The following is a 23,250-nucleotide window of genomic DNA, read 5'->3' on the forward strand; positions in this document are numbered from 1 at the left end:
ATAGGAAATGCCGATTTTTTTACTATTCCGCAACTGATTGGTTAATTTGCGAACGGATGGCGCAAAATAATCGTTTCAGTGCGGTCTGGGCCTGTTGAAATAATATCCACAGGAACACCAGTCAGTGCTTCAATACGCTTGATATATGCAAGCGCTGCTGTCGGTAAATCTTTGTGCTCAGTAATACCTACTGTGCTGTCATTCCAACCTGGCATCGATTCGTATACCGGTTCGACCGTATCGTAATCTTCCGCTGCCATGGGTGGATACTCAGTAATACTACCATCTGGGAGTTTGTAGCCAATACAAATTTTCAATTCTTCTAAGCCATCGAGCACATCCAGTTTGGTCAAACAAAAACCACTTACCGAGTTCAACTGCACTGCACGGCGTGCCGCAACAGCATCAAACCAACCGGTACGACGTTTGCGGCCAGTGGTAGCACCAAACTCATGACCTTTAACACCTAAGTGTTGCCCTACTTCGCAATCAAGTTCCGTAGGGAACGGGCCACTGCCTACACGGGTCGTGTAAGCTTTGACAATGCCCAACACATAATCGATATAACGCGGACCAAATCCGGCGCCTGTGGAAACGCCACCGGCCGTTGTGTTCGATGAGGTTACGTACGGGTAGGTCCCGTGGTCGATATCAAGCAGGGTGCCCTGTGCACCCTCAAACATAATATTTTCACCGGCTTTACGCGCATCATCAAGTAACGATGGAATATCTGCCACCATACCTTGCAGCTGCTGACTCACTTCTTTGCAATACGCAAGTACCTGTTCGACGTCGACGGCCTCGACTTTGTAGTAGTTGGTCAAGGTAAAGTTATGGAACTCGACAACTTCACGTAATTTTTCTTCAAAGCGGGCAAAATTGAACAAATCGCCTACCCGTAGACCGCGACGTGCAACTTTATCTTCGTATGCAGGACCAATGCCCCGGCCTGTTGTGCCTATAGCTTTGTTACCACGAGCTTTTTCGCGAGCTTGGTCAAGCGCAATGTGATACGGCAAAATAAGCGGGCAGGCTTCGCTGATCAATAAGCGTTCACGCACTGGTACGTTGCGTTTTTCCAGCATCGCTATTTCTTCCATCAATGCTTCTGGCGACAACACCACGCCATTACCAATTACGCACTTTACATTCTCACGCAAAATGGCCGATGGAATTAAATGTAGAACGGTTTTTTCGCCATCGATCACCAAGGTATGACCAGCATTGTGGCCACCTTGATAGCGAACGGCTAACGAAGCCTTGTTGGTAAGTAAATCAACGATCTTACCTTTACCTTCGTCACCCCATTGCGTGCCGAGAATTACGACGTTTTTACCCATGATACGTGTCACCAGCTTTACTGTTGAAAAAACAGGCGGCGATTTTAACAGGAATTCGCCTCCTTCGGTAGCCCGTTCAGCGCACAGCGAAGGCTTTTTTCAATTGTTGGTAATCGTCTGCATCATGATACAGCGCAAAGCCGAAGCGCAAGCGCCGTCCTCGATAGTCCGTCTCGACTCCAGCATCACGCAACGCCGTCGCTAACTGAACGACCTGCTCTGCCGTTGCCAGTTCAAAGGTGAGGAAATGTCCATGTTGCGCTAAGTTATGCGCTAACAGCGCGCCGCGATGAAGTAATGGATGCTTCAGTTCGTCAATAACTTGCAAAAATCGGCGCTGCAAATTTTGCACATAACCATGCATTTTCTCAACCGTAATAGCATCGCGTTGCCACCAGTCCAGAACTGTCTCCAGTCGATACAGTGCAGTGAAATCCATGGTTGCACCAGCAAAGCGTAAGCCATCATCAGCGTAGTCAATTTGCCCCTGCTGCGGTTTTGTTAAATTGGCAAAATCAGCGAACCACCCAGTGTACTCCGGACGGAGATCGCAGTTGCATGGCACAGTCATAAAGCAACAGCCCTCACCCGCCTGTAAATATTTATAACTCCCCGCGACATAAAAAACGCGATCGGCGATATCACGCAAACGGGTCGGCAACGCGCCGCAACCATGATAACCGTCAATCATCACCACCGTAGATTCTGGCACTAGCCCTAGCCAGGTATCCACCGCCGGCGCCACGATGCCTGAATTAAAAAACACTTGGCTAATAAAGACTAAATCATAAGACTGAGCTTTTAATGCGGTTTCCCAACGTGACGCAAAGTCATCGTAGGGTTCACATGCAATACGTTCAACAACAACGTTCGTGCGTTCTTCAAGGCGCCTCACCTGGCGTGAAAAGCTATGGAACTCGCCATCGGTGGTTAAAATTCGCAACGGCTGTTGGGGATCAAAGCAACTGATCACGCGATACAGCAGCTCATGGGTATTCTGCGCGAAGACGAACTGCCCGGGCGCGGGATGGTCGAGTAGCTTAGCTAAGTGTTGTTGTACCGCCGGAATACGCTCGCCGAAAATGGTATCCCATTTATGGTCCACACCTTTCGCACTGTCGTCCCAATAATCCAACTGTGCCTGCCGCGTTACATCAGGCCAATAGTGGTGACTATGGGGCGCACAGTGCAACTTGCCTGGATGCTGATTAAGAAAGTGCTGATAATGTTTTTTGTAACTCATAATACGTTGTTCGCTATTCGCTGTTAGCTGTCTGATAAACACTATAACGTTTTCAACGAACAGCGAACAGCGAATAGCGGGGTTATAAAAAAAGCCGGCGCGAGCCGGCTTTTTTGTTTAGTTACCTGACATACTCTTCAAGTATTTGAAGAAGTCGCTGTCGGGCTCGAGCACTAACACGTCATTGCCACGCTCGAAGCTTTTCTGATAAGCCTGCAAGCTACGGATAAACGAGAAGAACTCGGGATCTTGTTGATACGCTTTAGCATAAATGCCAGCTGCTTCTGCATCACCTTCACCACGAAGTTCACGTGATTCACGTGTCGCATCTGCCAGCATGACCGTCACACGAGCGTCAACATCCGCGCGAATAAACTCAGCTTGTTCACGACCTTCAGAACGGTGCTCCATCGCCACCGCCTGACGTTCGGCACGCATACGCTGGAAGATTGATTGGCTGACTTCGGCCGGCAAGTTAATTTGCATTACCCGTACGTCGATAACTTCAATACCCAGTTCCTGAGCGCTATCAGCACCGCGGATCAAGGCTTCACGCATCAGGTTATCGCGCTCACCAGATACGATTTCCTTAATCGTGCGACTACCAAACTCAGCACGCAAACCACTGTTTACCCGACGCGTAAGCAACGCTTCAGCTTGCATTTGATTACCACCGTTAGTCGACAGGTAGTAGGTCGCAAAGTCTGAGATACGCCATTTCACATAGGTATCAACGATAAGGTCTTTTTTCTCGCTAGTGATAAAGCGGTCAGGATCACCATCAAGTGTCTTAAAGCGTGCATCTAAGCGTTTAACCTGCTCGATAAAAGGCAGCTTAAAATGCAAACCTGGTTGGTAAACCGATGGCATACCAGTGTCTGCCTCACGCTGAACTTTACCGAATTGGATAACGATTGCACGTTGCCCTTCCTTCACCACAAATAATGATGAAAACCCTAACAAGGCGGCGATAATAACTAATACTGCAATTAAATTTTTCATGTTTTAGCCCCGACCTCCATTGTAACGGTCGCTAGTGCGGCCCGTTGAGTTTGTTGTCGTGCCTTGAGTGCTGTTTTGACCGCTATTCGAGGTCGAATTCTGGCTTTGCCCATCGGCAGCTTCCATACCGCTCGTACTCATGCTGCGGCGCTGCTTCTCAAGAATCTTATCTAGCGGTAAATACATCATGTTATTACTGCCTTCTACATCAAGCATAACCTTCGCGGTTTCTGAGTAGATTTTCTCGACCGTTTCGATATATAGACGCTCTCGAGTTACCCGCGGTGCAGCTTGATACTGCGGCAGTAATTCGTTGAACCGCGCGATTTCACCCTGCGCCTTCAAGATTTGCTGCTCACGATAAGCTTGCGCTTCCTGCAGAATACGACGCACTTGACCACGAGCGGTTGGCTCACGTTCACGCGCATAGGCTTCGGCTTCACGAATAAAGCGTTGCTGATCCTCTTGTGCAGCGATCGCATCGTCAAATGCGTCTTTCACCGCCTCAGGCGGACGTGCTGGCAACAGGTTAATGTCAACAATTTGAATACCGAGTTGGTATGGAGCAGTAATGTTCTCTAACAGCTCTAAAGTATTAGCTCGAACATTTTCCCGTCCAACAGTAAGCACTTCGTCCATGGTGGTATGACCCACGACATAACGTAATGCGCTATCAGTTGCTTGAGCCAAGCTGCGATCTGCGTCTTCTACTGCGAACAAATAATCACGCGGATTGATCACTCGGTACTGAACATCAAGCTCAACATGCACGACATTTTCGTCTTGTGTCAGCATGAAGCCTTCAGATTGGAACTGGCGAATATTGCTAACATCGACGGTTTCCACACTATCAACAAAAATCGGACGCCAATGAAGACCTGACTCGACCAAGTTGTAAAAGTTACCAAAGCGTAGCACAACTCCACGTTCTGCTTCTTTCACCGTGTAGAAGCCAGCGATGAACCATACCACAACCAAAAGCACCGCGATGATACCGACGCTTTTGCCTGGGAAACCGCCACCGCTCGATTTACCACCGCCTTTCTTGCCTTTGCCACCAAAGCCAAGTTTACCTAATAAATTTTTGACCGCTTCATCAAGGTCAGGAGGACCTTGGTCGCGACCACCTTGATTTTTCCATGGATCACGGTCGTTATTATTACCGTTTCCCGGTTGATTCCAGGCCATTGACTACTCCAAATTTGGATCGAATTTAAGGTGTAATTACGTTCTCGTTGGTACCTATTCTACAAAGCCTTGCAAACTATCGCCATACTCTTCGGCAACTTGTTTACACAATCGGCGCCAATCGACTGCTGACATTCGTATTTTTAATGCCATCACTCCGTCGTCACAGGATTCTTCATCGGTCACGCTATTCATAGCGTATAAACGCCCGCGTAACTTACCCATTGACGGCGGTATGCGCAACGCTAAATTAACCATTTCAGGTCGCAGGCGCTGCACTAATGCTTGTTCAAGTAACTCGATGCCGTCGCCTGTCTGTGCTGACAGCCATACTCGAATCGGTCGTTCATTATCGTCATAATCGATGCGCGCATTGCCATCTGCAAGCTGATCGATTTTATTACAAATTAACAACTGCGGGACTTCGTCAGCACCTATTTCTTCCAGTACTTCGGTCACCTGCTCCACATTTTCTTGCTGGCGTTCATCGCTTATATCGATAACATGCAGCAAAAGATCTGCATCTTGCGTCTCTTGTAGTGTCGCCTTGAATGCCGCAACAAGTTCATGTGGCAAATGGCGAATAAAGCCTACCGTATCGGCTAAAATAACTACACCAACATCTTCCAGTTCAATTTTACGAAGGGTTGGATCCAGAGTCGCGAACAATTGATCCGCCGCATAAACCTTGGACTCTGTAACGCGGTTAAACAAGGTCGATTTACCAGCATTAGTATAACCCACTAGCGATACCGTCGGTATCTCGGCGCGCTGACGCGCTCGACGCCCCTGCTGGCGTTGCTTTTGCACCTTCTCAAGGCGTCCTAAAATATTTTTAATACGGCCACGAATTAACCGCCGGTCAGTCTCAAGCTGTGTTTCACCCGGACCGCGCAAACCGATACCACCTTTTTGTCGCTCCAAGTGGGTCCAACCACGCACTAATCGTGTTGAAATGTGGCGCAGTTGTGCCAGTTCAACCTGCAACTTACCTTCATGCGTACGAGCGCGCTGAGCAAATATATCAAGGATCAGGCCTGTGCGGTCAAGTACACGGCATTGACACAGTTTCTCTAAGTTACGCTCTTGCGTCGGTGATAAACTGTGATTAAAAATAACAATGTTGGCGTTGTAGAGTTTAACGGCCTCCGCTATCTCTTCAGCTTTACCACTGCCAACAAAATAACGCGAACTTGGCGTCGAACGTGCAGCAGTAATCACGGCCAGCGTTTCTACTCTCGCCGACGACACCAGTAATTTAAGTTCAGGGAGGTCTTCCCGGTCAGTCTCGACTGGGAAATCAACGTGCACCAGGATAGCCTGTTCACCGCTTTCAAATCTATCAAACAAGCTACCACTGCTCCTTCAAGAATCTTTTATTAATCAATAGCCTCTTCACTACCCGCTTCTTGTTGCGGGAGGTAATTTTGTGGAATCCGGGCGGGTACCACAGTTGAAATGGCGTGTTTATAAACCATTTGGCTAACAGTATTTTTCAATAGTATTACGAACTGGTCGAAAGATTCGATCTGCCCCTGCAGTTTAATGCCGTTGACCAAGTAAATTGAAACCGGTACGCGCTCCCGACGCAAAGCGTTCAAAAATGGGTCTTGTAATGTTTGCCCTTTAGCCATTAGTTTGCATCCTTTGTTTTTATTGTTTTGAGTCCGGCAGTTTACTTCAGACCACAGGTGCCAGTCCGCTCAACTATAGTCTAACACGTACAATTTACCAGCAGTGCTAGATGTGCTTTTTTGTTGTTATTGATCTTCTACACGTTAACTATAAGGCCAAATCACCTTCTTTCAAGGTTTGAATCGCGTAAAGTTTTCTGGCACCTGCTCACAATAGTCCAAGACCTTTGCAAATAGCTCTTCGTCTAAACTATCAAACCATTTTACCCCTGGCCATTTACGCAACCATGTCAGCTGTCGTTTCGCTAACTGTCGCGTTGCAAAAATTCCACGATCCACCATTGTTGCTTCATCGCACTCACCGTCAAGATACTGCCACACCTGACGATAGCCCACACAACGCAGCGCCGGCAGGTCAAGATGCAAATCACCGCGTTGACGAAGTTGCTTTACCTCATCCACAAATCCCTCGGTCAACATCTGTCTGAACCGCAATTCAATTCGATCATGCAGGAGTTTTCGCTCATGCGGCGCGACCGCCACTTGCACCACTGGGTAAGGTAGAGCGCCTGATCTGGTCTGGCTAAGTTCCGTTAACGACTTACCGGAAAGTCGATAAACCTCTAGTGCACGAACTAACCGCTGTGGATCATTCGGATGAATTCGTGCGGCACTGACTGGATCGACGCGCTGCAATTCTTTGTGCAGCCCTGGGCTACCATGTTGTTCCAGCTCAGCCGTCAACTGCGCACGCACTTGCGCATCCGCTTCAGGTAATTCCGACATACCTTCCAGCAAGGTTTTAAAGTACATCATGGTGCCACCGACGAGCAGTGGCACGCGTCCGGTCGCAAGAATGTCTTCGATTTCCCGCCGCGCATCAATAGCGAACTGCGCGGCCGAGTAACGCTCGGCGGGGTCGCAAATATTGATCAACCGATGTGGCGCCTTGGCGAGTTCTGCCGCGGTGGGCTTCGCCGTACCAATATCCATATCACGATAAATTAGTGCTGAATCGACAGAAACGATATCCGCATTAAGGCGTTGACTTAATTCAATAGCAAGCCCCGTTTTTCCGGCGGCGGTCGGCCCATAAAGACAAATCACATAAGGCTCTGTCATCGTAGCCGCTCCGGCAGTTCCGGTAATTCCAGGGGTAAGCAATAGTCCATATTTCCGTCTAACTGCTGCAGCCAAATAGCCAACCAATGTTCCGCCTGAATCTTCGTGTAGCTAGTGCTGAGCTGTTGCTGTGCTAACCATTGCCAGAATGCGCTCGGTAGTTCAGTGTGTTCATTCAGCACCCGCGTCACCCGGGCAAGGCTCACATTGATATCCGTGTGCCGAAGTGCGCTTGGAACCTGCATGACGACTACCGTTCGCCCCTCTTGTTTGAGCAAAATACCCAACCGTGCAAGTCGCTCTGTTGCAATCGAACGTAGCCGTTTCAGACTTTCCTGGTCGGTCAACTTGACTGGAATAAGTAATGGTTGTCCAGCCAATCCAGTCGCGTGCTGGCGTTCCAGTTGCGCTACTAAATACGCCTGCTCAATGGCCTGCAAGTGCAGCAGCGTCAACCTGCCGCGATGCTTAAGCAATGCCATGCGTTGATCAATAACAGTTAACACTATCGGCGACGGCGACTCTCCAGCAGTTGTCACTTCGCCAGACGATACTGGTGGAGGCATTGGCTTGGCGCCCCCGCTTCCCCCCATAACACCTGGTAATGGCAGTGTATTGCGTGGTTGTAGCTCGGCAACTTGTTGCTGTAGGTCGCTCGTCGATGCCTGGTAACTATGACTTGGCATCGCTGTAGCCGAACTCTTCGCCTGCAGCGCTTGGCGCACGCTTTGCAAGACAAAATCATGCACCTCTCGAGCTTGCTGGAACCTTACTTCGTGTTTCGCTGGATGCACGTTAACATCAACATCTGTTGCTGGCAGTTCCAAATAGAGAACGTAGGTTGGTACCCGTTCATCGTTCAACCTATCGCCATAAGCTTGGCGAATCGCATGATTCAACATGCGGTCACGCATCATGCGACCATTCACATAAAAATACTGGCCGTCGGCCTGATGACGGCAGCCATGGGGCGGTGCAACCCAGCCCCTTAAGCGGAAGGCAAGATGCTCAACCTCAAGCGCTACTGCGTGATCGGTGAATTGTGAGCCCATCACCCGTGCGACCCTTTCTACTGCATGTTCTGCGGTTACCGCCGGATAATTCCGCACCAGTTTTTGGTTATGGTTCAACGTCAACCGCACATCGAACCGGCTCAGCGCAATACGCTTTAGTACTTCATCAATGTGGTTGAACTCGGTTTTATCTGTGCGTAAAAACTTACGCCGCGCTGGCGTATTAAAAAACAGATCTTCGACGTCCACCGTGGTGCCATCGGGATGACTTGCGGGCGCAAGATCTGCTTGCATATCTCGTCCCTCAACCCAGGCCCGCCAGGCCTGCTGCTGATCTGCTGGTTTTGAGGTGAGCGTCAAGCGCGACACCGAGCTGATACTCGCTAACGCCTCACCGCGAAATCCCAAGCTTTGAATGGCTTCCAGATCGTTAAGCGATGCTATTTTACTTGTTGCATGGCGCGCCAACGCCAGTGGTAGCTCGTCTTTGCTGACGCCGCTGCCATTATCACGGATGCGGATGCGGCGACGACCGCCTTTTTCGATGTCCACCACCAACTGCAGCGCGCCAGCATCCAAGCTGTTTTCAACGAGCTCTTTTACCACTGATGAGGGCCGTTCAATCACTTCACCGGCGGCGATTTGGTTCGCCAAACTAATAGGTAACAAACGGATGGGCATGGTTGCGCCTATTCAGGAGAAGGGATTTCGAGAACCTGCCCAATTTGAATGACCGAGCTGTTCAGGTTATTACGCGTTTTAATTGCTGTTACCGAGGTATTGTAACGTTGCGCCAGAATTGACAACGATTCACCCGATCTGACCACATGGCGACTAGCACGGTTCGAAGCAAACATGGTGCCATCCGGTGGTCGGCGCATGAAAAATCCGCGCACGCCTTGATAAATAGCACGAGCAAGCTTTTGTTGGTGCTGATTGCTACGCAATAATTGTTCTTCAGTTGGGTTCGAAATAAATCCAGTTTCAACCAACATGGAAGGCATCGCTGTCGAAGTTAATACCGCCAAACTCGCATGCTGCGGTTTGGTTTTATGCATTTTGGTGATGCGCTTCAGCTCGGCCAAAACCTCTGTCGCGGCTTCATAGCCACTTAACATTGCATGGTCCATACTCATTGAAACCAGAGTCTCGTTCAGAAACTCTTGTTCATCGGCCGCAGGTTCAACCCCAGCAAGCACATCAGACAGGCGCTCTTTATTTTCTAATAACCGCCCCATTTCTGTACTTGCCCGGCGGTTTGACAGCACCCAAATCGAGGCGCCCCGCGGTTGTGGGCTAACGAAGGCATCGGCGTGAATAGAAACAAATAAATCAGCATCGATTCGCTCCGCTTTGCGCGGTCGTTCATTAACATCGACGTAGTAGTCATCAGAACGAATCAGATACGCCTGCATAGCTGGGTCTGAATTGATCATGCTCGCTAGCGCCCGCGCAATTTTCAACACAACATCTTTTTCATAGGTTCCCCGGGGACCTATTGAGCCGGGGTCTTCACCGCCATGCCCGGCATCAATGGCAACGGTTACTTTGCGCTCTTGTAGATCTTCTGCCCGAAGTGCTGTGCTATCGCGCTTTAACGAGGTCCCTGGTAAATCAATCACCAAACGGTGACCATAGTTACCTTGCGGCCCAAGTGATTGAATTTGTGGTTCTATGGTTTTATCCAGTTCCAATACGATCCGCGTACTACCAGCATCCTTCGCCGTGCTGGTGCGAATGGTTTTTACCAGTAAGGAATTAGATTCAAATTGGTCGATGTTAAAGTTGAGATCGGTCTCCGGAAAATCAACAACCAAACGATACGGATGTGATTGGTTTAAATGGAAATAGCTGAACACTGGCTCCTCACCCATATCGAAGACCACTCGGGTGCGGTCGGGAGACGGCCACATACGAATGTTTTCAATGGTGTTCTTCGCTGTAGCAGGTACAGCAAAACACACTAGCACGAGTGTAAATAGAACAGCGATCAAGCGTTGCATTAGAGTTTATCGAGAAGTTCCCGACCTCTTGTTGTTAGCGCACCAAGCGTCAGCGACCGCGATGTATCTACGTAATCGATGACAATTTTCAAATCTGGCTCTGGTAAGACCCCAGCTCCGCGCTGCGGCCACTCGGCCAGAATTATTGTATTACTGTCAAGGTAATCACGAATACCCATAAATTCAAGTTCTTCAGGGTCGGCCAGTCGATATAAATCGAAATGATGAACCTGCCAACGGCCCAGTTGATAACTCTCAACCAGTGTGTAGGTCGGACTCTTCACCTTACCTTCATGCCCTAAAGCTTGGATAAAGCCTCTACTAAAAGTGGTTTTACCAGCACCTAATTCACCTAACAAATACACCGCAAGGGCGTCTTGATGGGGCCCTCTACTTTCATCTACCTCGATCGCCAAACGCTTTGCCAGCGCTAGTAACGCAGCTTCATCAGCAAGAAAAAAATGTTTCTCAATCATGGATTAACTAACTTCCGCAACGGCTCCATTAAATCGCTCGGTAGTGTACCACGTTCCCCTGAAATTGCCGCGTGTTCTCCAGCGACACCGTGTAACCAAGCGGCGCAGGGCAAGATTGCTTCAGTGGCAAGCCCTTGACCAACAAGGCTACCAGCAATGCCACTCAACACATCACCGGCACCACCTACAGCGAGCGCGGGTGTACCACGACGACAAATACGGATTCGTGCTGAGTCAGGCGGTGCGACCAATGAGCCAGGCCCTTTCAATAGCACCTGCGCCTCAAACCGTTGCGCTAACTGTTTCACTGCTGCCCAGCGATCCTGTTCAACCTCTGCGATACTGCAACTCAACAGCCTGGCCGCCTCACCGGGATGCGGTGTTATCCATAACGGCGCTGAACGTTTCGCCCATGAGGGATTTTTCGCTAACCAGTTGAGGCCATCTGCGTCCAGCACAACCGGTACGTCGCTAGCGAGAATCCATTCACACAATTTCCGCCCCCATTCGCTTTCCCCTAGGCCAGGACCCAGCACTACCGCTGACGCACGGGTGATAAACTCCGTCACTTCCGCGGCAGAATCGGCGGCGCTGCTTGATACCATTAATTCTGGTTGCGCACTGGCAATGATGCTGTGACTATCAGGATGGGTTAACACCGAAACCTTACCGGCTCCGGCGCGCAATGCGGCGCGTCCGGCCAGAACGACCGCCCCGGACATGCCAGCTGCACCACCCACCACCACCACATGTCCATGACTACCTTTATGACTACTCGGACTGCGTGGTGGTAGGTGCCGAGCGACCTCTTCTTGCTCTATCAGCGTGGCAAACGGCTGTTCAAGCTGACGGAAAGCCGGTGCAATACCCAATTCGGCCAACTCAAGATGGCCTACATAACGTGCGGCCTGAGCTGTGAGTAAACCAGGCTTCAGCGCCACCATAGTTACCGTGTAGTCGGCTTCAACCGCGACCGGAATAGCAACCCCGTGGTCGCTCTGCAGCCCGGTTGGGCAATCAATGCTGAGAACCCAGAGCTTGTGGAAATTTTTTGCATCATTCAGAGTTTCAACCGCGCGGCAGTAGAGCTCATCGAGGTCGCGACTCAAACCAGTGCCCAACATGGCATCCACAATAACGTCATATTCCGCAACATGGGTACGATCCAGTTGTTCGAGTGGCTCCACCGCACCGTGCTCATCTTCCCATGCGGCTGCGGCTTGTTTAGCAAGATCCGTTTTCGGCTGAGCCGCAACCACCTGTACGCGATAGCCTTGGGCATGTGCCAAACGCGCCAACACCCAACCGTCACCGCCATTGTTACCTGCACCACATAAAATCATTACCCGAGCGGGTGCGGGGTGTTGCCGTTCTAAAGCTGCTAAACAACTTTGCGCCGCCCGTTGCATTAATTGCCCGGCAGATACGGAAAGTGATTCTGCAGCCTCAAGCTCACGCTCTCGAACTTGGGCGGTACGATAAACAAGATGTTGCATATTAACCGGCATCGGTGCATCTCCCTGTGTTTTTTGTTATTTTGTCCCCTTGCCCCTAAGCATAAGACGAATCGTATGGATTTCCACCAACTTGCTGCAGATATTAAACGTTGGGGTCACGAGCTTGGCTTTCAAAAAGTCGGTATTACTGACCTTGATTTAAGCGCAGAGCGGGACGCCTTGCAACAATGGTTAGCCGCTGGCATGCACGGTGAAATGAACTACATGGAGCGTCATGCTGAACTACGCACGCGCCCAGACCAACTCCACGAAGGCAGTGTCCGGGCAATTTCTGTGCGGATGAATTACTTACCGGCAGAAGCTGGTTTTGCCAAAACCTTAAAGAATCCACGACTTGGCTACATCAGCCGTTATGCCTTGGGCCGCGATTATCACAAGCTTATGCGTAAGCGCCTTAAGCAGTTAGGGGAAAAAATCAAAAGCGCCTGCACTGAACTCGACTACCGGCCCTTTGTTGATTCCGCCCCCATCCTCGAGCGGCCTTTGGCGGTCAAAGCGGGTTTAGGCTGGACTGGCAAACATACCCTTGTGCTGGATGAGCAAGGCGGATCTTGGTTTTTTCTCGGCGAATTACTGGTCAATCTGCCGTTGCCCGTAGATCAGCCGGTCGCGGAAAAATGCGGAACCTGTAACGCGTGCATTACCATTTGCCCAACGCAGGCCATTGTTGAACCCTACAAACTGGACGCACGGCGCTGCATTTCCTATCTCACTATCGAGTTAAAGTCGGCGATACCAGAGGAATTCCGCCCGCTTATCGGTAACCGAATTTATGGCTGTGATGACTGTCAACTGATTTGCCCCTGGAACCGCTACGCGCAACTCACCGACGAGGATGACTTTGCGCCAAGAAAAGACTTACATGCGCCGGAATTATTAAGGCTATGGCGTTGGGACGAACCCACATTCTTAAAAACCACCGAAGGTTCGCCGATTCGCCGCATTGGTTTTGCCTCCTGGCAGCGCAATTTAGCTGTCGCGTTAGGTAATGCGCCGCATGACCCTGCGATCATCCAAGCATTGGAAGCGCAACGAGGAGAGGTAAACGAAATGGTCGATGAACACATAGACTGGGCCCTGACACGTCAACGCAATAAAGCTGCAACCACCAGTAAACAGGTACTCAGGCTAACGCGGGCGGTTGAAAAAGGCCTGCCGCGCGACGCTTAGCTTGCTTCATTCTTTCGCTTTCGACCGCGCGTGGCATTCCGCGAGAATGGCTTCGAAGTAAGCAGCTCCTTGCTTCTCCGCTTCCTCACAATTGTTTTCCGGAATAGACTCCGGATTTGGGTAACGCTTAAGCACTCGTGCCAAGCTGGCCTCGCGGAGCAAATGCAAAACTGGATAAGGTGCACGGTTAGTGTAGTTGCTCGCAGCATCCAAAGCTGTTCCAGCGAATTGATAACGCGGATGGAAACTTGCTATCTGCAGCGTTCCTTCGAGTCCTCCCTTATGCAAGTACACATCGGCGTAATCTAATAACGCCAGATAATCATCGAATTCGTCAAAGCCATTACTTAGCACCAACAATGTCGTTTCAGTACTGTCATCTGCGACGAGCTGTTGAGCCGCGTCTGCGAGGTCCTCCAACGCACCGGCTATGTCGCCCGCCGCACACTCGCGGTAGACGATGGCTTGTCGTTCAACTTCGCGGTGCGCGAACGGGCAAAAATTCAGACCAATCACCACCCGCTCTACCCATTGCCTTACCGCCTCACAAGCAGGTGTTAGAGTTTTATTCTGAGTACTCACGCGGCTAATAACACCTCAGCATTTACCGGCGGCATACTCAAGTGCACCGCGTACAGCGGCAACTTGTGCATCAATGCACTCCACCGGATTGGTGTTAGGACTATCCGGATAAACTTCGGTGGTGGTGACAAATCTCGCGTCAGTCATACCCATACATAAACCAAGCGGCTTGGCGTCATATTCAATAGCTCCTTCTTGCATCATCGGTGCACCAATTAAACACCCACTGGCGTCAGGCGGAGCTATATGCGTTACCGGTTTCACTGTTTCAATAATTGCGCGCTGAAATTCCGGCTCTTGCCGTGAGCTATCGGCAACCAGATAAAAACCGTCAGGAATATTCCAGTTGTCATTGCTGGTGCCATTGCGAGCGGCTAGCGCTGGACGAAATTCCGAGTTATCAGTGTCGGTGGTCTCATGCAGATCAACGTGCACCGCTGGCGCAATTTTGTGTTTCACTAAATAGTTCATGATTAGCACCGTCTCTTGCGCCGGACTACCTTCGACGAAGGAACGATTTGGGTCCACCGCATCAGGATTCCAACGGTTGATGGTTTCATAGCCCCAAGGACTAATGCAGGGCGCTACCAGAATATTAAAGCGCGATAAATGATTCACCGCTTCCGTTTCCAAAAAATACAGAGCCCCATGCACACCGCTAGTTTCATAACCATGCACACCGCCGGTCACCAACACTGTCGGACGATCAACATGCCAGTTGCGACTGCGTACGACGAACAAAGGGAAACTGCGGCCGTGGTAATTTAATTCACCATAGGTTTCAACATCGAACTGTTCGCGCAGATGATCGATGCGGCGAATGACGTCATTACCATAATCACGTTGTTTGCTCTGCTGTTCGAACCATGCCTTTTTCTCGGCATCTTTCCAGGGCTTCCCTGGGGTTCCAATAGGGTACTGCTGGGTCATGCTCGACTACTCCCTCAACGTTCAAAACAGATGAATGACTTTGAAATGATGACTAAGTTTAGGCTATTTGGCGCTTCGTCTCCAGCCAACAATGCCGGCTTAACGTAGTATTAAAAGCGTGTATCTGATTGTTCCACTAGAATGACCACAGCTGCATTGCGCATTGAACTAATACAGCCACGTTAGCAACCGCTCCTAATACGAAAAACCAGCTGCGTGGGCTTGGGTTTTTCTCGGTCGCGATGGCATAGTAAAGCGCCATGTGTAGGATACGCGCAATGGCGAACAGCATTACCCAATAGCCGAACCAGTCACTTTCAAGCCCCAAAAACAGGCCTAAAAAAACCGTTGCAAGAAACATAGGTACGTTTTCGAGCGTATTCATAAAGGTTCGGTGGCAACGAAATACTGGCGAATCGTGGCTAATATTTTCTGGCACTTTGCCAGGAATTGCGCCTGGCTGTTTTGCTTTTACCGCAGCGGCCACCGCCCATTGCAAAAGCCAGGTTGCGATAATTATCCATATACCAATGAAGACCAACGTCATATCTGTTTGCATACCTTACCCCTTTTAGTGTTCTGACCAACCAGGTCGGTTATTCGGGTTTAAAAATGCCGATCACATTGTCATCTTTTACTACTTTAGTCGGCTCTGTGGCAGGTTGTTGCTGTTTGTCTTGTTCGCTGAAGCGATGATGACAGGCAACACATTCCACCAGCTCCAGCTGTTCACCCTGCTTATTTTCGGTGATTAACAACATCAGCGTATCCATTGCCTGACAAGCTGGGCATTCCGCGCCAGCGATAAAACGTTTACGTGTCCGTGCCATATTCACCTCGTCTCGCTTCAGGTATAATTGTCGCAGATTCATTCATCAACACCAAGCACAACAAGGTTAGTCATGATTTCAATCCGTGGCATGGCGCTGATGCGCGGCGGCAACGTCTTGCTCGAGAACACTGATTTAGCTATTTTCCCTGGTCATCATGTCGGTATTGTCGGTCGTAATGGCACTGGTAAATCGTCATTGTTTGCCTTACTGCGTGGTGAGTTACAAGTGGAACAAGGCGAATGTGATGTGCCACAGCAATGGCGCATCGCCAGTGTAAAGCAGGAAACACCAGCTTTAGATAGAAGTGCGCTTGACTATGTACTCGATGGTGATACGGAATTGCGCCAACTCGAAGATCAACTGACAAACGCAGAGCAAGCTGATGACGGTCATGCTATCGGTCGCTTACATGACCAGCTTGCCACCATCGGTGCGTACGAGGCTCCTTCGCGAGCAGCATCGCTGTTAGCGGGACTTGGTTTTACTGATGCGCAATTTCAACAGCCAGTGAAAGCTTTTTCCGGTGGCTGGCGAGTGCGCCTTAACCTCGCCCAAGCCTTGATTTCGCGAGCCGACTTACTGCTACTGGATGAACCCACCAACCACCTTGATGTTGATGCGATCTTTTGGCTCGAAGACTGGTTGCAACGCTTCCCCGGTACCTTGCTGCTGATTTCTCACGACCGCGACTTTCTAGACGCTATCTGCCAGCAAATTATTCATATCGAGCAGCAAACAGCCACCTCTTACAACGGTAACTACAGCAGCTTTGAGCGCCAGCAAGCTGAACAAATAGCACAGCAACAGGCGCAATTCGAAAAAGAGCAGGCACAGCGTAAGCATCTACAAACGTACATCGACCGCTTCCGTTATAAAGCTAGTAAAGCGAAACAGGCACAAAGCCGCATAAAGGCACTTGAACGTCTGCAAGCGAGTGCGCCAATAGTGGCAAATAGTCAGTTCCAATTTCGCTTTCGCCAGCCCATGCAATTGCCCAACCCCTTACTCACTCTCGAGAACGTGCAAGCCGGCTATGGCGATACGGTCGTGCTGCGTTCAATAAAATTTGACCTGGTGCCCGGCAGTCGCGTTGGTTTGCTCGGTCGCAATGGTGCGGGTAAGTCCACCCTGGTCAAGTTACTCGCCGGTGAGCTCGCGCCACAAAATGGCACCGTGGAGCTTAATTCAGGGGTAAAGCTGGGCTACTTTGCACAGCACCAACTTGAAACCCTCGACCTAAAAGCCAGCGCCTTGCAGCACATTCAACGACTCGACCCGCACGCAACTGAACAGCAACTGCGCGACTTCCTGGGTGGGTTCGGTTTCACCGGCGATCAGGCAACTCGGTTGGTCGCACCCATGTCAGGTGGCGAAAAAGCACGTCTGGTGTTAGCTATCATTGTCTACCAGAAGCCCAACTTATTATTGTTAGATGAGCCCACTAACCATCTCGACAGCGTGATGCGTGAATCGTTGGTTTTTGCGTTACAAGATTTCGAGGGAGCTATGGTGATTGTCTCGCACGACCGACACTTGTTACGCACAACAGTGGATGACTTTTTCCTGGTTGCCGATGGCACAGTTAGCTTATTTAACGATGACTTAGATGGTTACCATCGCTGGTTGCAGGATCGTCAACGTCCCTCCCAAGCAACTTCCGAGGTAAGCTCAGGCAAAGCCGATCGTAAGGCCGAGAAGCGGGAGGCCGCAGAACGCCGCAAGCGGCTAAAACCGCTTAAGGATGCGGTCCAGCAGCATGAGCGCGAGGTACACAAGAACGAAGGTAAACTGGCTGAGCTCAATGAGCTTCTGGGTGACAGTAGTTTATACGAGGATGCCAATAAACCACGCCTACAAGAATTATTACAACAACAAACGCGCGCGCAACAAGCATTACAGCAAGCAGAAGAAAATTGGATGGCTGCAGAAGAAGCGCTACAGCAAGCAGAAGTGGAGGATTAACACCAAATTATGCAGATTCCATGGCAGCAACTTGATGCAGAACTGCTCGATAACATTATCGAAGCCTTTGTTTTACGTGAAGGCACTGATTACGGGTTAGAAGAAAAATCGCTGGCAGAAAAAGTCTCAGATGTACGGGAGCAACTGGAACGCGGTGACGCTGTTTTAGTTTGGTCTGAATTGCATGAAACGGTCAATATCATGCCTCGGGATGGGTTCGATGACGAATAAACACATCGCGCCAAGAGACCTCAGCATCACCAAGAATCAAAAAATTTGGATTACCTAACTCCATTTCTTCGTTGTACGTGATCGGTTGAAAATGCTCGCTCAAAATACAGCCGCCAGCTTCGCCGACAATCACATCCGCGGCTGCGGTATCCCATTCGCCCGTGGGGCCGACGCGCAAAAAACAATCCGCTTGCCCTTCAGCAATCAAGCAAGCTTTCAACGAGCAACTACCAGCAGGTACCGTGCTCAGTTCGCGGTCAGGATTCATCCGTTGCAGTACCCGCTCGCGGGGCTGCCGCCGACTAATCGCAAGAATCACCGGGTCATTGGCGGGATCCTGTAACTTACGTACGGCGAGCTGCTGTTCACCATTGATGTCACGGCGAAACGCGCCTGCGCCTTTTTGTGCGAGATACAGCTTGTCACCCGCGGGCCAATAGATGATTCCGAGCGTAGGTTGATGTTGCTCTACTAAAGCAATCACCACGGTGAAGTCACCACTACGCGCAATAAACTCTTGCGTACCATCGATGGGATCAATCAACCAATAACGCGGCCAATGCCGTCGCTCTTCTAATGAGAGATGCGCACCTTCCTCGGATAAAATCGGCAGGTCTGGCGTCAGTTCTTGTAGCTTGCCAACAATATACTTGTGCGCAGCTAAATCGGCGCTAGTGACCGGGGAGTTATCACTTTTTTCAAAGGTCGCATAAGCTTGCTCTTCGTACAACTCCATTATCAAGTCGCCGGCCTGCTGAGCGATCGCGGCTGCGCCTTCCAACCATTCCTGCAGTTGCTTAGCTGGGCTCACGAGCAATCTTCCTTAGTGTCATGAGTAGTGCCGCGATGCTACGAGCCTCGGTAAAGTCATCCTGAGCCAGCAAAGCTTCAGCTTTACTTAGCAACCAAGGCACCCGTTCTAGCGGCTCTGGCTCATCACCTTCAAGTTGCTCAGGGTAGAGATCGCGAGCGATAAAAATATGCATGGTGGCGGAGAAAAATTGCGGCGCCATGGTCACACTTTTCAGCGGAATAAGTTGTCGGGCACCGAATCCAATCTCTTCTTTTAATTCTCGATTGGCGGCTTCTTCTGGCGTTTCACCAGGATCAATCAAGCCCTTGGGGAAACCGAGCTGATAGTTGTGGAGACCCGCAGCGTACTCGCGCACTAGCATCAGCGTTTCATCATCAACGAAAGGCACAATCATAACAGCGCCACGGCCACTACTCTGCATGCGTTCGAATTGGCGTTCAACACCGTTACTGAACCGCAAATCGATAGCTTCAATGCGCAGCAGTCGGCTTCGAGCTACAATTTGTCGTTGAAGGATCTCTGGGATAGGTTGTCGCGCCATTTACTCGCCACCACTTGGAATCTGCCAAACTGATATCCAGAATAAACCTAGGTTACTGGCTTCCGAACTGCTGTTTCGGTTACTATAACGGCTTGTAACTAGCGGTACAACACAGAGGAGCTTTTCATGAGCGAAACAACGACACAGTTTGACGCAGTCGTCATCGGTAGCGGACCAGGTGGTGAAGGCGCAGCGATGCAACTGGTAAAAAATGGTCGCAAGGTCGCTCTTATCGAAAAGCACAAGTCGATTGGCGGTGGTTGCACCCATTGGGGCACCATTCCGTCGAAAGCGCTTCGACACTCCGTTAGCCGCTTAATCGAGTTCAACAGTAATCCTCTATTTTCCGGTCAGAACATCCAGCGTGGTTTATCTTTTGCAGATATTTTGCAGCATGCCCAGGGCGTGATCCAGCAACAGGTACAAATGCGCAGCGGTTTTTATAAGCGCAATGACGTCACCGTACTGCATGGCACTGCCACGTTTGAAGACGCAAACACCATTAAAATCACTCAAGCAGATGGCACCACCGAATATGTTGGCACCAAACAGGTGGTGATCGCTACGGGCTCGCGCCCCTACCATCCCCCAGATGTCGATTTTGATCATGAACGTATCTACGATTCAGATACCGTACTCTCATTGAATCATGAACCGCGCAGCATCATCATTTACGGTGCGGGTGTGGTGGGTAGTGAGTACGCGAGTATTTTTCGCGGGTTAGGCGTGAAAGTCGATCTGATTAATACCCGCGATCGTTTATTGTCGTTTTTGGATGCCGAGATGTCAGACGCACTCAGCTACCATTTACGCAATAATGGCGTAGTGATTCGTCATAATGAAGAATACGACCGCATTGAAGGGCATGAAGACGGCGTGACGCTTTACACACAATCGGGTAAACGCCTTGATGCCGATTGTTTGCTTTATGCGAATGGTCGTTCAGGTAATATTGAGGACCTCAAGGTCGAGGTATTAGGCTTGAAACCGAACTCTCGTGGCCAGCTCGACGTTTCGAAACATTACCAAACTAAGGTGGAAAATATTTACGCTGTAGGCGATATCATCGGTTATCCGTCACTCGCATCAGCCGCCTACGATCAAGGCCGCATTTGCGCAACCGCGATGCTCTTTGGTGACTGTGCACAGCGCTTGGTCAGCGACATTCCTACGGGTATTTATACCATTCCGGAAATCAGCTCCGTCGGCAAAACCGAAGAAGAACTGACCCAGCAGAAAGTGCCGTACGAAGTCGGACGTGCCCAATTTAAGCACTTGGCGCGGGCACAGATTTCTAATATGGCAGTGGGAAGTTTGAAATTGTTGTTCCATCGTGAAACCAAAGAAGTACTTGGTGTTCACTGCTTCGGTGAGCGTGCGGCCGAAATTATTCACATCGGCCAGGCCATTATGGAACAAAAGAATGGCGGCAATACTATCGAGTATTTCGTCAATACGACATTTAATTACCCGACCATGGCAGAAGCTTATCGCGTTGCTGCGCTCAACGGACTCAACCGGGTTCGCGACTAGGTCATTCAGGTTTGGCGCTTGGCAGTTCGAAACGAACCGCTAAGCCGCCAAGTTTCTGGCTACGGCCAAATGAAATACGTCCACCGTGACGTTCCACGATACGCTTTACAATCGCTAGCCCTAACCCTGAACCTTTCGAGGCCCGCGCTTTATCACCTTGCGTAAACGGCTGCAGTACGTGTTCAATTTGACCGGCTGCAATTCCCTCACCGTTGTCACTTACAGTTATCCAAACATGCTGCAGGCTAGTGTTGTAGCCTGTCTCAATAGCAATACGATCGCCACCATAGCGCTCCGCGTTCTCCAGTAAGTTGAGTAACACCCGCTTTATCGATATAGCACGAACAGGTATTTTTGGGATCTCGCCGTAACGCACATCGATTTTCGCATGCCAGCTCTCTGGCACATGACCAACCACATCTTCAATCAAGTAATTTAGGTTTTCACAATCGCTATCCGCCAAGGTATCGAGCCGCACATAATCGATAAATTGATCAATAATGGCATTCATGTCCTCAATGTCGCTGATAATACCTTCCGCTAATGAATCTTCACTAGGCGGCATCATTTCGGTCGCAAGTCGGATCCGCGTCAATGGTGTGCGCAAATCGTGTGACACTCCAGCCATCAGCAAGACTCGATCCTGTTCTAACTGCCGCACCCCTTGCGCCATCTGATTAAAAGCCTTAGTTACCGCGATAACTTCCGTGGAGCCGCGCTCAGGCAGGGCTTCTGGGTAGTCGCCCCGCCCCACCTGCAATGCCGCCGCTTCAAGCGACTTTAATGGCTTATTCTGCCAGTTCGTAAAAAGCATTCCACCTAGTACGCTAAGTGCACCTATTAAAAACAAATAGAACAACAATGGCGAAAATCGGGCTTCATCAAAGGTTTCAAGTTCGACACGCAGCCAGTAGCCTGCGAGTGATTCGGTACGGATCCAAACATAGTAAACGCCCTGCTGCGAAATCCGTACTTCGGTATTCGCCGCCAGCTGCTGACTCATTTGGTTTGAGAGGAAGTTATAGGTGGTGGCTTGATCAAGCCCATTAGCGATCGCTTCCGGTTCGGAGAAACCATCAATACCAACAGCTTGAGTGTAGCTTTCGGCCAGTGAACGCTTTTCTAATGCAGACATTTCGTGGCTGCTCAGCCACTGATCAAGCACAATAATCCCTTGCACTTGTTTGGAAACCACAGAGCTGATCTGCTGCATGGTGGGCTTAACAACATAGACCCCCACCATTACGTAAGAAACCACTTGGTTGATCAGCAACAGCATCGCGATTAACGCGACCGTGCGGGCAAATGCGGAACGCGGAAGAATGCGCATTAGCTGTCTTTTTTGCTGCCATCCGGCACAAACACGTAACCCAGACCCCACACCGTTTGAATATAGCGTGGATTCGCGGCATCCACTTCCAACATCCGGCGCAGACGTGACACTTGCACGTCAATACTGCGTTCAAGTGCACTGTAGTCACGGCCGCGGGCTTGGTTCATCAACTTGTCTCGCGACATCGGCTGACGCGGATGCGTAACCAAAGCTTTTAACACCGCAAACTCACCGCTGGTAAGCGGCATAGGTTCATCACCGCGAAACATCTCCCGTGTGCCTAAGTTCAGTCGAAACTCGCCAAATGTTATTTCTTCGTCATCGGCTGATGGCGCTCCAGGAATGGACTTTCCACGACGCCGCAATACTGCACGAACCCGCGCTAACAGCTCACGCGGATTGAATGGTTTCGCCAGGTAGTCATCAGCGCCTAATTCGAGTCCGATAATTCGATCGACTTCATCACCCTTGGCCGTCAACATGACGATAGGAATGTCATTATTGGCATGACGTAAACGCTTGCAAATCGATAAACCATCCTCTCCCGGGAGCATCAGGTCGAGTACCATAAGATGAAAGTTTTCGCGCTCAAGCAAGCGATCCATTTGCTCACTTTCTGCCGCTGAACGAACATAAAATCCTTGCTCCGTTAAGTAACGTTCCAATAAGCTGCGTAACCGTGCATCGTCATCTACGACTAGTATTTTAAAGGTCTCTTGCGCCATGCCTGAGCTGCTCCAATGGCCATAATAATGTTGCAACTATAAAAGAAGCGTCACACTT

Annotated in this window: 23 protein-coding genes; 4 read left to right on the plus strand and 19 right to left on the minus strand. The window is 50.1% G+C overall.

The window, feature by feature from the left end; genetic code table 11:
* Positions 1-41: 41 nt before the first annotated feature.
* From ACQ5ES_RS06755 to ACQ5ES_RS06805, 11 genes are all read right to left on the minus strand, one after another.
* A complete protein-coding gene (locus tag ACQ5ES_RS06755) occupies positions 42-1,340 on the minus strand; it encodes an adenylosuccinate synthase (RefSeq protein WP_445015418.1) in 1,299 nt (432 codons plus the stop codon).
* A 76-nt stretch (positions 1,341-1,416) separates the two neighbouring features.
* The gene (locus ACQ5ES_RS06760) at positions 1,417-2,583 is read right to left on the minus strand and encodes an aminotransferase class V-fold PLP-dependent enzyme (protein WP_445015163.1); all 1,167 of its coding nucleotides are present in this window, start codon (positions 2,581-2,583) and stop codon (positions 1,417-1,419) included.
* Between the two features lie 117 nt (positions 2,584-2,700).
* A complete protein-coding gene (gene hflC, locus ACQ5ES_RS06765; protein ID WP_445015164.1) occupies positions 2,701-3,585 on the minus strand; it encodes a protease modulator HflC in 885 nt (294 codons plus the stop codon).
* 3 nt (positions 3,586-3,588) lie between these two features.
* On the minus strand, positions 3,589-4,773 hold the full coding sequence (gene hflK / locus ACQ5ES_RS06770) for an FtsH protease activity modulator HflK (protein WP_445015165.1): 1,185 nt from the start codon (positions 4,771-4,773) through the stop codon (positions 3,589-3,591).
* Between the two features lie 54 nt (positions 4,774-4,827).
* Complete coding sequence (hflX, locus tag ACQ5ES_RS06775) at positions 4,828-6,123, minus strand: ribosome rescue GTPase HflX (RefSeq protein WP_445015166.1); 1,296 nt, start codon at positions 6,121-6,123, stop codon at positions 4,828-4,830.
* 29 nt (positions 6,124-6,152) lie between these two features.
* Positions 6,153-6,407: an RNA chaperone Hfq gene (gene hfq, locus ACQ5ES_RS06780; RefSeq protein ID WP_034733993.1), complete on the minus strand. Its 255-nt coding sequence runs from the start codon at positions 6,405-6,407 to the stop codon at positions 6,153-6,155.
* A 171-nt stretch (positions 6,408-6,578) separates the two neighbouring features.
* Positions 6,579-7,529: a tRNA (adenosine(37)-N6)-dimethylallyltransferase MiaA gene (miaA, locus tag ACQ5ES_RS06785; RefSeq protein ID WP_445015167.1), complete on the minus strand. Its 951-nt coding sequence runs from the start codon at positions 7,527-7,529 to the stop codon at positions 6,579-6,581.
* Entirely contained in the window at positions 7,526-9,223 is a 1,698-nt protein-coding gene (gene mutL / locus ACQ5ES_RS06790) for a DNA mismatch repair endonuclease MutL (RefSeq protein WP_445015168.1), read from the minus strand. The genes miaA and mutL overlap by 4 nt, the downstream gene beginning before the upstream one ends.
* A gap of 8 nt (positions 9,224-9,231) precedes the next feature.
* Positions 9,232-10,545, minus strand: coding sequence for an N-acetylmuramoyl-L-alanine amidase (locus tag ACQ5ES_RS06795; protein ID WP_445015169.1), 1,314 nt, complete (start codon positions 10,543-10,545; stop codon positions 9,232-9,234).
* Entirely contained in the window at positions 10,545-11,021 is a 477-nt protein-coding gene (tsaE, locus tag ACQ5ES_RS06800; protein WP_445015170.1) for a tRNA (adenosine(37)-N6)-threonylcarbamoyltransferase complex ATPase subunit type 1 TsaE, read from the minus strand. The genes ACQ5ES_RS06795 and tsaE overlap by 1 nt, the downstream gene beginning before the upstream one ends.
* On the minus strand, positions 11,018-12,529 hold the full coding sequence (locus ACQ5ES_RS06805; protein ID WP_445015171.1) for an NAD(P)H-hydrate dehydratase: 1,512 nt from the start codon (positions 12,527-12,529) through the stop codon (positions 11,018-11,020). Before ACQ5ES_RS06805 ends, tsaE begins: the two co-directional genes overlap by 4 nt.
* A 63-nt stretch (positions 12,530-12,592) precedes the next feature.
* On the opposite strand from ACQ5ES_RS06805, the gene queG reads away from it, so the two are divergent.
* Positions 12,593-13,708 carry a tRNA epoxyqueuosine(34) reductase QueG gene (gene queG, locus ACQ5ES_RS06810; RefSeq protein WP_445015172.1) on the plus strand — a complete coding sequence of 372 codons (1,116 nt, stop codon included), beginning with the start codon at positions 12,593-12,595 and terminating at the stop codon, positions 13,706-13,708.
* Positions 13,709-13,714: 6 nt separating this feature from the next.
* On the opposite strand, the gene ACQ5ES_RS06815 is transcribed toward queG, so the two are convergent.
* From ACQ5ES_RS06815 to ACQ5ES_RS06830, 4 genes are all read right to left on the minus strand, one after another.
* Complete coding sequence (locus ACQ5ES_RS06815) at positions 13,715-14,290, minus strand: DUF1415 domain-containing protein (RefSeq protein WP_445015173.1); 576 nt, start codon at positions 14,288-14,290, stop codon at positions 13,715-13,717.
* A gap of 15 nt (positions 14,291-14,305) precedes the next feature.
* Positions 14,306-15,220: a M14 family metallopeptidase gene (locus ACQ5ES_RS06820; protein WP_445015174.1), complete on the minus strand. Its 915-nt coding sequence runs from the start codon at positions 15,218-15,220 to the stop codon at positions 14,306-14,308.
* A 136-nt stretch (positions 15,221-15,356) separates the two neighbouring features.
* Positions 15,357-15,779 carry an MAPEG family protein gene (locus ACQ5ES_RS06825; RefSeq protein WP_445015175.1) on the minus strand — a complete coding sequence of 141 codons (423 nt, stop codon included), beginning with the start codon at positions 15,777-15,779 and terminating at the stop codon, positions 15,357-15,359.
* Between the two features lie 37 nt (positions 15,780-15,816).
* Positions 15,817-16,092 carry a YheV family putative zinc ribbon protein gene (locus tag ACQ5ES_RS06830; RefSeq protein ID WP_445015176.1) on the minus strand — a complete coding sequence of 92 codons (276 nt, stop codon included), beginning with the start codon at positions 16,090-16,092 and terminating at the stop codon, positions 15,817-15,819.
* A 30-nt stretch (positions 16,093-16,122) separates the two neighbouring features.
* On the opposite strand from ACQ5ES_RS06830, the gene ACQ5ES_RS06835 reads away from it, so the two are divergent.
* Together ACQ5ES_RS06835 and ACQ5ES_RS06840 are read left to right on the plus strand one after the other, a co-directional pair.
* Positions 16,123-18,015 carry an ATP-binding cassette domain-containing protein gene (locus tag ACQ5ES_RS06835; protein WP_445015177.1) on the plus strand — a complete coding sequence of 631 codons (1,893 nt, stop codon included), beginning with the start codon at positions 16,123-16,125 and terminating at the stop codon, positions 18,013-18,015.
* 9 nt (positions 18,016-18,024) lie between these two features.
* Positions 18,025-18,246 carry a YheU family protein gene (locus tag ACQ5ES_RS06840; protein ID WP_445015178.1) on the plus strand — a complete coding sequence of 74 codons (222 nt, stop codon included), beginning with the start codon at positions 18,025-18,027 and terminating at the stop codon, positions 18,244-18,246.
* Here ACQ5ES_RS06840 and cysQ read toward each other — a convergent pair.
* Positions 18,215-19,057 (minus strand): 3'(2'),5'-bisphosphate nucleotidase CysQ, encoded by an 843-nt coding sequence (cysQ, locus tag ACQ5ES_RS06845; protein WP_445015179.1) that lies wholly within the window; start codon positions 19,055-19,057, stop codon positions 18,215-18,217. The genes ACQ5ES_RS06840 and cysQ overlap by 32 nt on opposite strands.
* The gene (gene nudE, locus ACQ5ES_RS06850) at positions 19,044-19,601 is read right to left on the minus strand and encodes an ADP compounds hydrolase NudE (protein ID WP_445015180.1); all 558 of its coding nucleotides are present in this window, start codon (positions 19,599-19,601) and stop codon (positions 19,044-19,046) included. The genes cysQ and nudE overlap by 14 nt, the downstream gene beginning before the upstream one ends.
* A 126-nt stretch (positions 19,602-19,727) precedes the next feature.
* Between nudE and sthA the strand changes: the two genes are divergently transcribed.
* Positions 19,728-21,134 carry a Si-specific NAD(P)(+) transhydrogenase gene (gene sthA / locus ACQ5ES_RS06855; RefSeq protein ID WP_445015181.1) on the plus strand — a complete coding sequence of 469 codons (1,407 nt, stop codon included), beginning with the start codon at positions 19,728-19,730 and terminating at the stop codon, positions 21,132-21,134.
* A 1-nt stretch (position 21,135) separates the two neighbouring features.
* Here sthA and envZ read toward each other — a convergent pair whose 3' ends face one another.
* A complete protein-coding gene (gene envZ, locus ACQ5ES_RS06860) occupies positions 21,136-22,464 on the minus strand; it encodes a two-component system sensor histidine kinase EnvZ (RefSeq protein ID WP_445015182.1) in 1,329 nt (442 codons plus the stop codon).
* Positions 22,464-23,192 (minus strand): osmolarity response regulator transcription factor OmpR, encoded by a 729-nt coding sequence (gene ompR / locus ACQ5ES_RS06865; RefSeq protein WP_445015183.1) that lies wholly within the window; start codon positions 23,190-23,192, stop codon positions 22,464-22,466. The genes envZ and ompR overlap by 1 nt, the downstream gene beginning before the upstream one ends.
* Between the last annotated feature and the right edge of the window lie 58 nt (positions 23,193-23,250).

The organism is Pseudidiomarina xizangensis (assembly GCF_052541995.1).

Excerpts from the sequence above, each read along its gene's own strand:
- ompR (WP_445015183.1), bottom strand. The coding sequence starts at position 23,192 with ATGGCGCAAGAGACCTTTAAAATACTAGTCGTAGATGACGATGCACGG.
- tsaE (WP_445015170.1), bottom strand. The coding sequence starts at position 11,021 with ATGATTGAGAAACATTTTTTTCTTGCTGATGAAGCTGCGTTACTAGCG.
- hfq (WP_034733993.1), bottom strand. The coding sequence starts at position 6,407 with ATGGCTAAAGGGCAAACATTACAAGACCCATTTTTGAACGCTTTGCGT.
- ACQ5ES_RS06760 (WP_445015163.1), bottom strand. The coding sequence starts at position 2,583 with ATGAGTTACAAAAAACATTATCAGCACTTTCTTAATCAGCATCCAGGC.
- miaA (WP_445015167.1), bottom strand. The coding sequence starts at position 7,529 with ATGACAGAGCCTTATGTGATTTGTCTTTATGGGCCGACCGCCGCCGGA.
- hflC (WP_445015164.1), bottom strand. The coding sequence starts at position 3,585 with ATGAAAAATTTAATTGCAGTATTAGTTATTATCGCCGCCTTGTTAGGG.
- ACQ5ES_RS06830 (WP_445015176.1), bottom strand. The coding sequence starts at position 16,092 with ATGAATCTGCGACAATTATACCTGAAGCGAGACGAGGTGAATATGGCA.
- ACQ5ES_RS06820 (WP_445015174.1), bottom strand. The coding sequence starts at position 15,220 with ATGACCCAGCAGTACCCTATTGGAACCCCAGGGAAGCCCTGGAAAGAT.
- ACQ5ES_RS06825 (WP_445015175.1), bottom strand. The coding sequence starts at position 15,779 with ATGCAAACAGATATGACGTTGGTCTTCATTGGTATATGGATAATTATC.
- queG (WP_445015172.1), top strand. The coding sequence starts at position 12,593 with ATGGATTTCCACCAACTTGCTGCAGATATTAAACGTTGGGGTCACGAG.
- nudE (WP_445015180.1), bottom strand. The coding sequence starts at position 19,601 with ATGGCGCGACAACCTATCCCAGAGATCCTTCAACGACAAATTGTAGCT.
- ACQ5ES_RS06755 (WP_445015418.1), bottom strand. The coding sequence starts at position 1,340 with ATGGGTAAAAACGTCGTAATTCTCGGCACGCAATGGGGTGACGAAGGT.
- sthA (WP_445015181.1), top strand. The coding sequence starts at position 19,728 with ATGAGCGAAACAACGACACAGTTTGACGCAGTCGTCATCGGTAGCGGA.
- ACQ5ES_RS06835 (WP_445015177.1), top strand. The coding sequence starts at position 16,123 with ATGATTTCAATCCGTGGCATGGCGCTGATGCGCGGCGGCAACGTCTTG.
- hflK (WP_445015165.1), bottom strand. The coding sequence starts at position 4,773 with ATGGCCTGGAATCAACCGGGAAACGGTAATAATAACGACCGTGATCCA.
- ACQ5ES_RS06795 (WP_445015169.1), bottom strand. The coding sequence starts at position 10,545 with ATGCAACGCTTGATCGCTGTTCTATTTACACTCGTGCTAGTGTGTTTT.
- ACQ5ES_RS06840 (WP_445015178.1), top strand. The coding sequence starts at position 18,025 with ATGCAGATTCCATGGCAGCAACTTGATGCAGAACTGCTCGATAACATT.
- ACQ5ES_RS06805 (WP_445015171.1), bottom strand. The coding sequence starts at position 12,529 with ATGCCGGTTAATATGCAACATCTTGTTTATCGTACCGCCCAAGTTCGA.
- envZ (WP_445015182.1), bottom strand. The coding sequence starts at position 22,464 with ATGCGCATTCTTCCGCGTTCCGCATTTGCCCGCACGGTCGCGTTAATC.
- mutL (WP_445015168.1), bottom strand. The coding sequence starts at position 9,223 with ATGCCCATCCGTTTGTTACCTATTAGTTTGGCGAACCAAATCGCCGCC.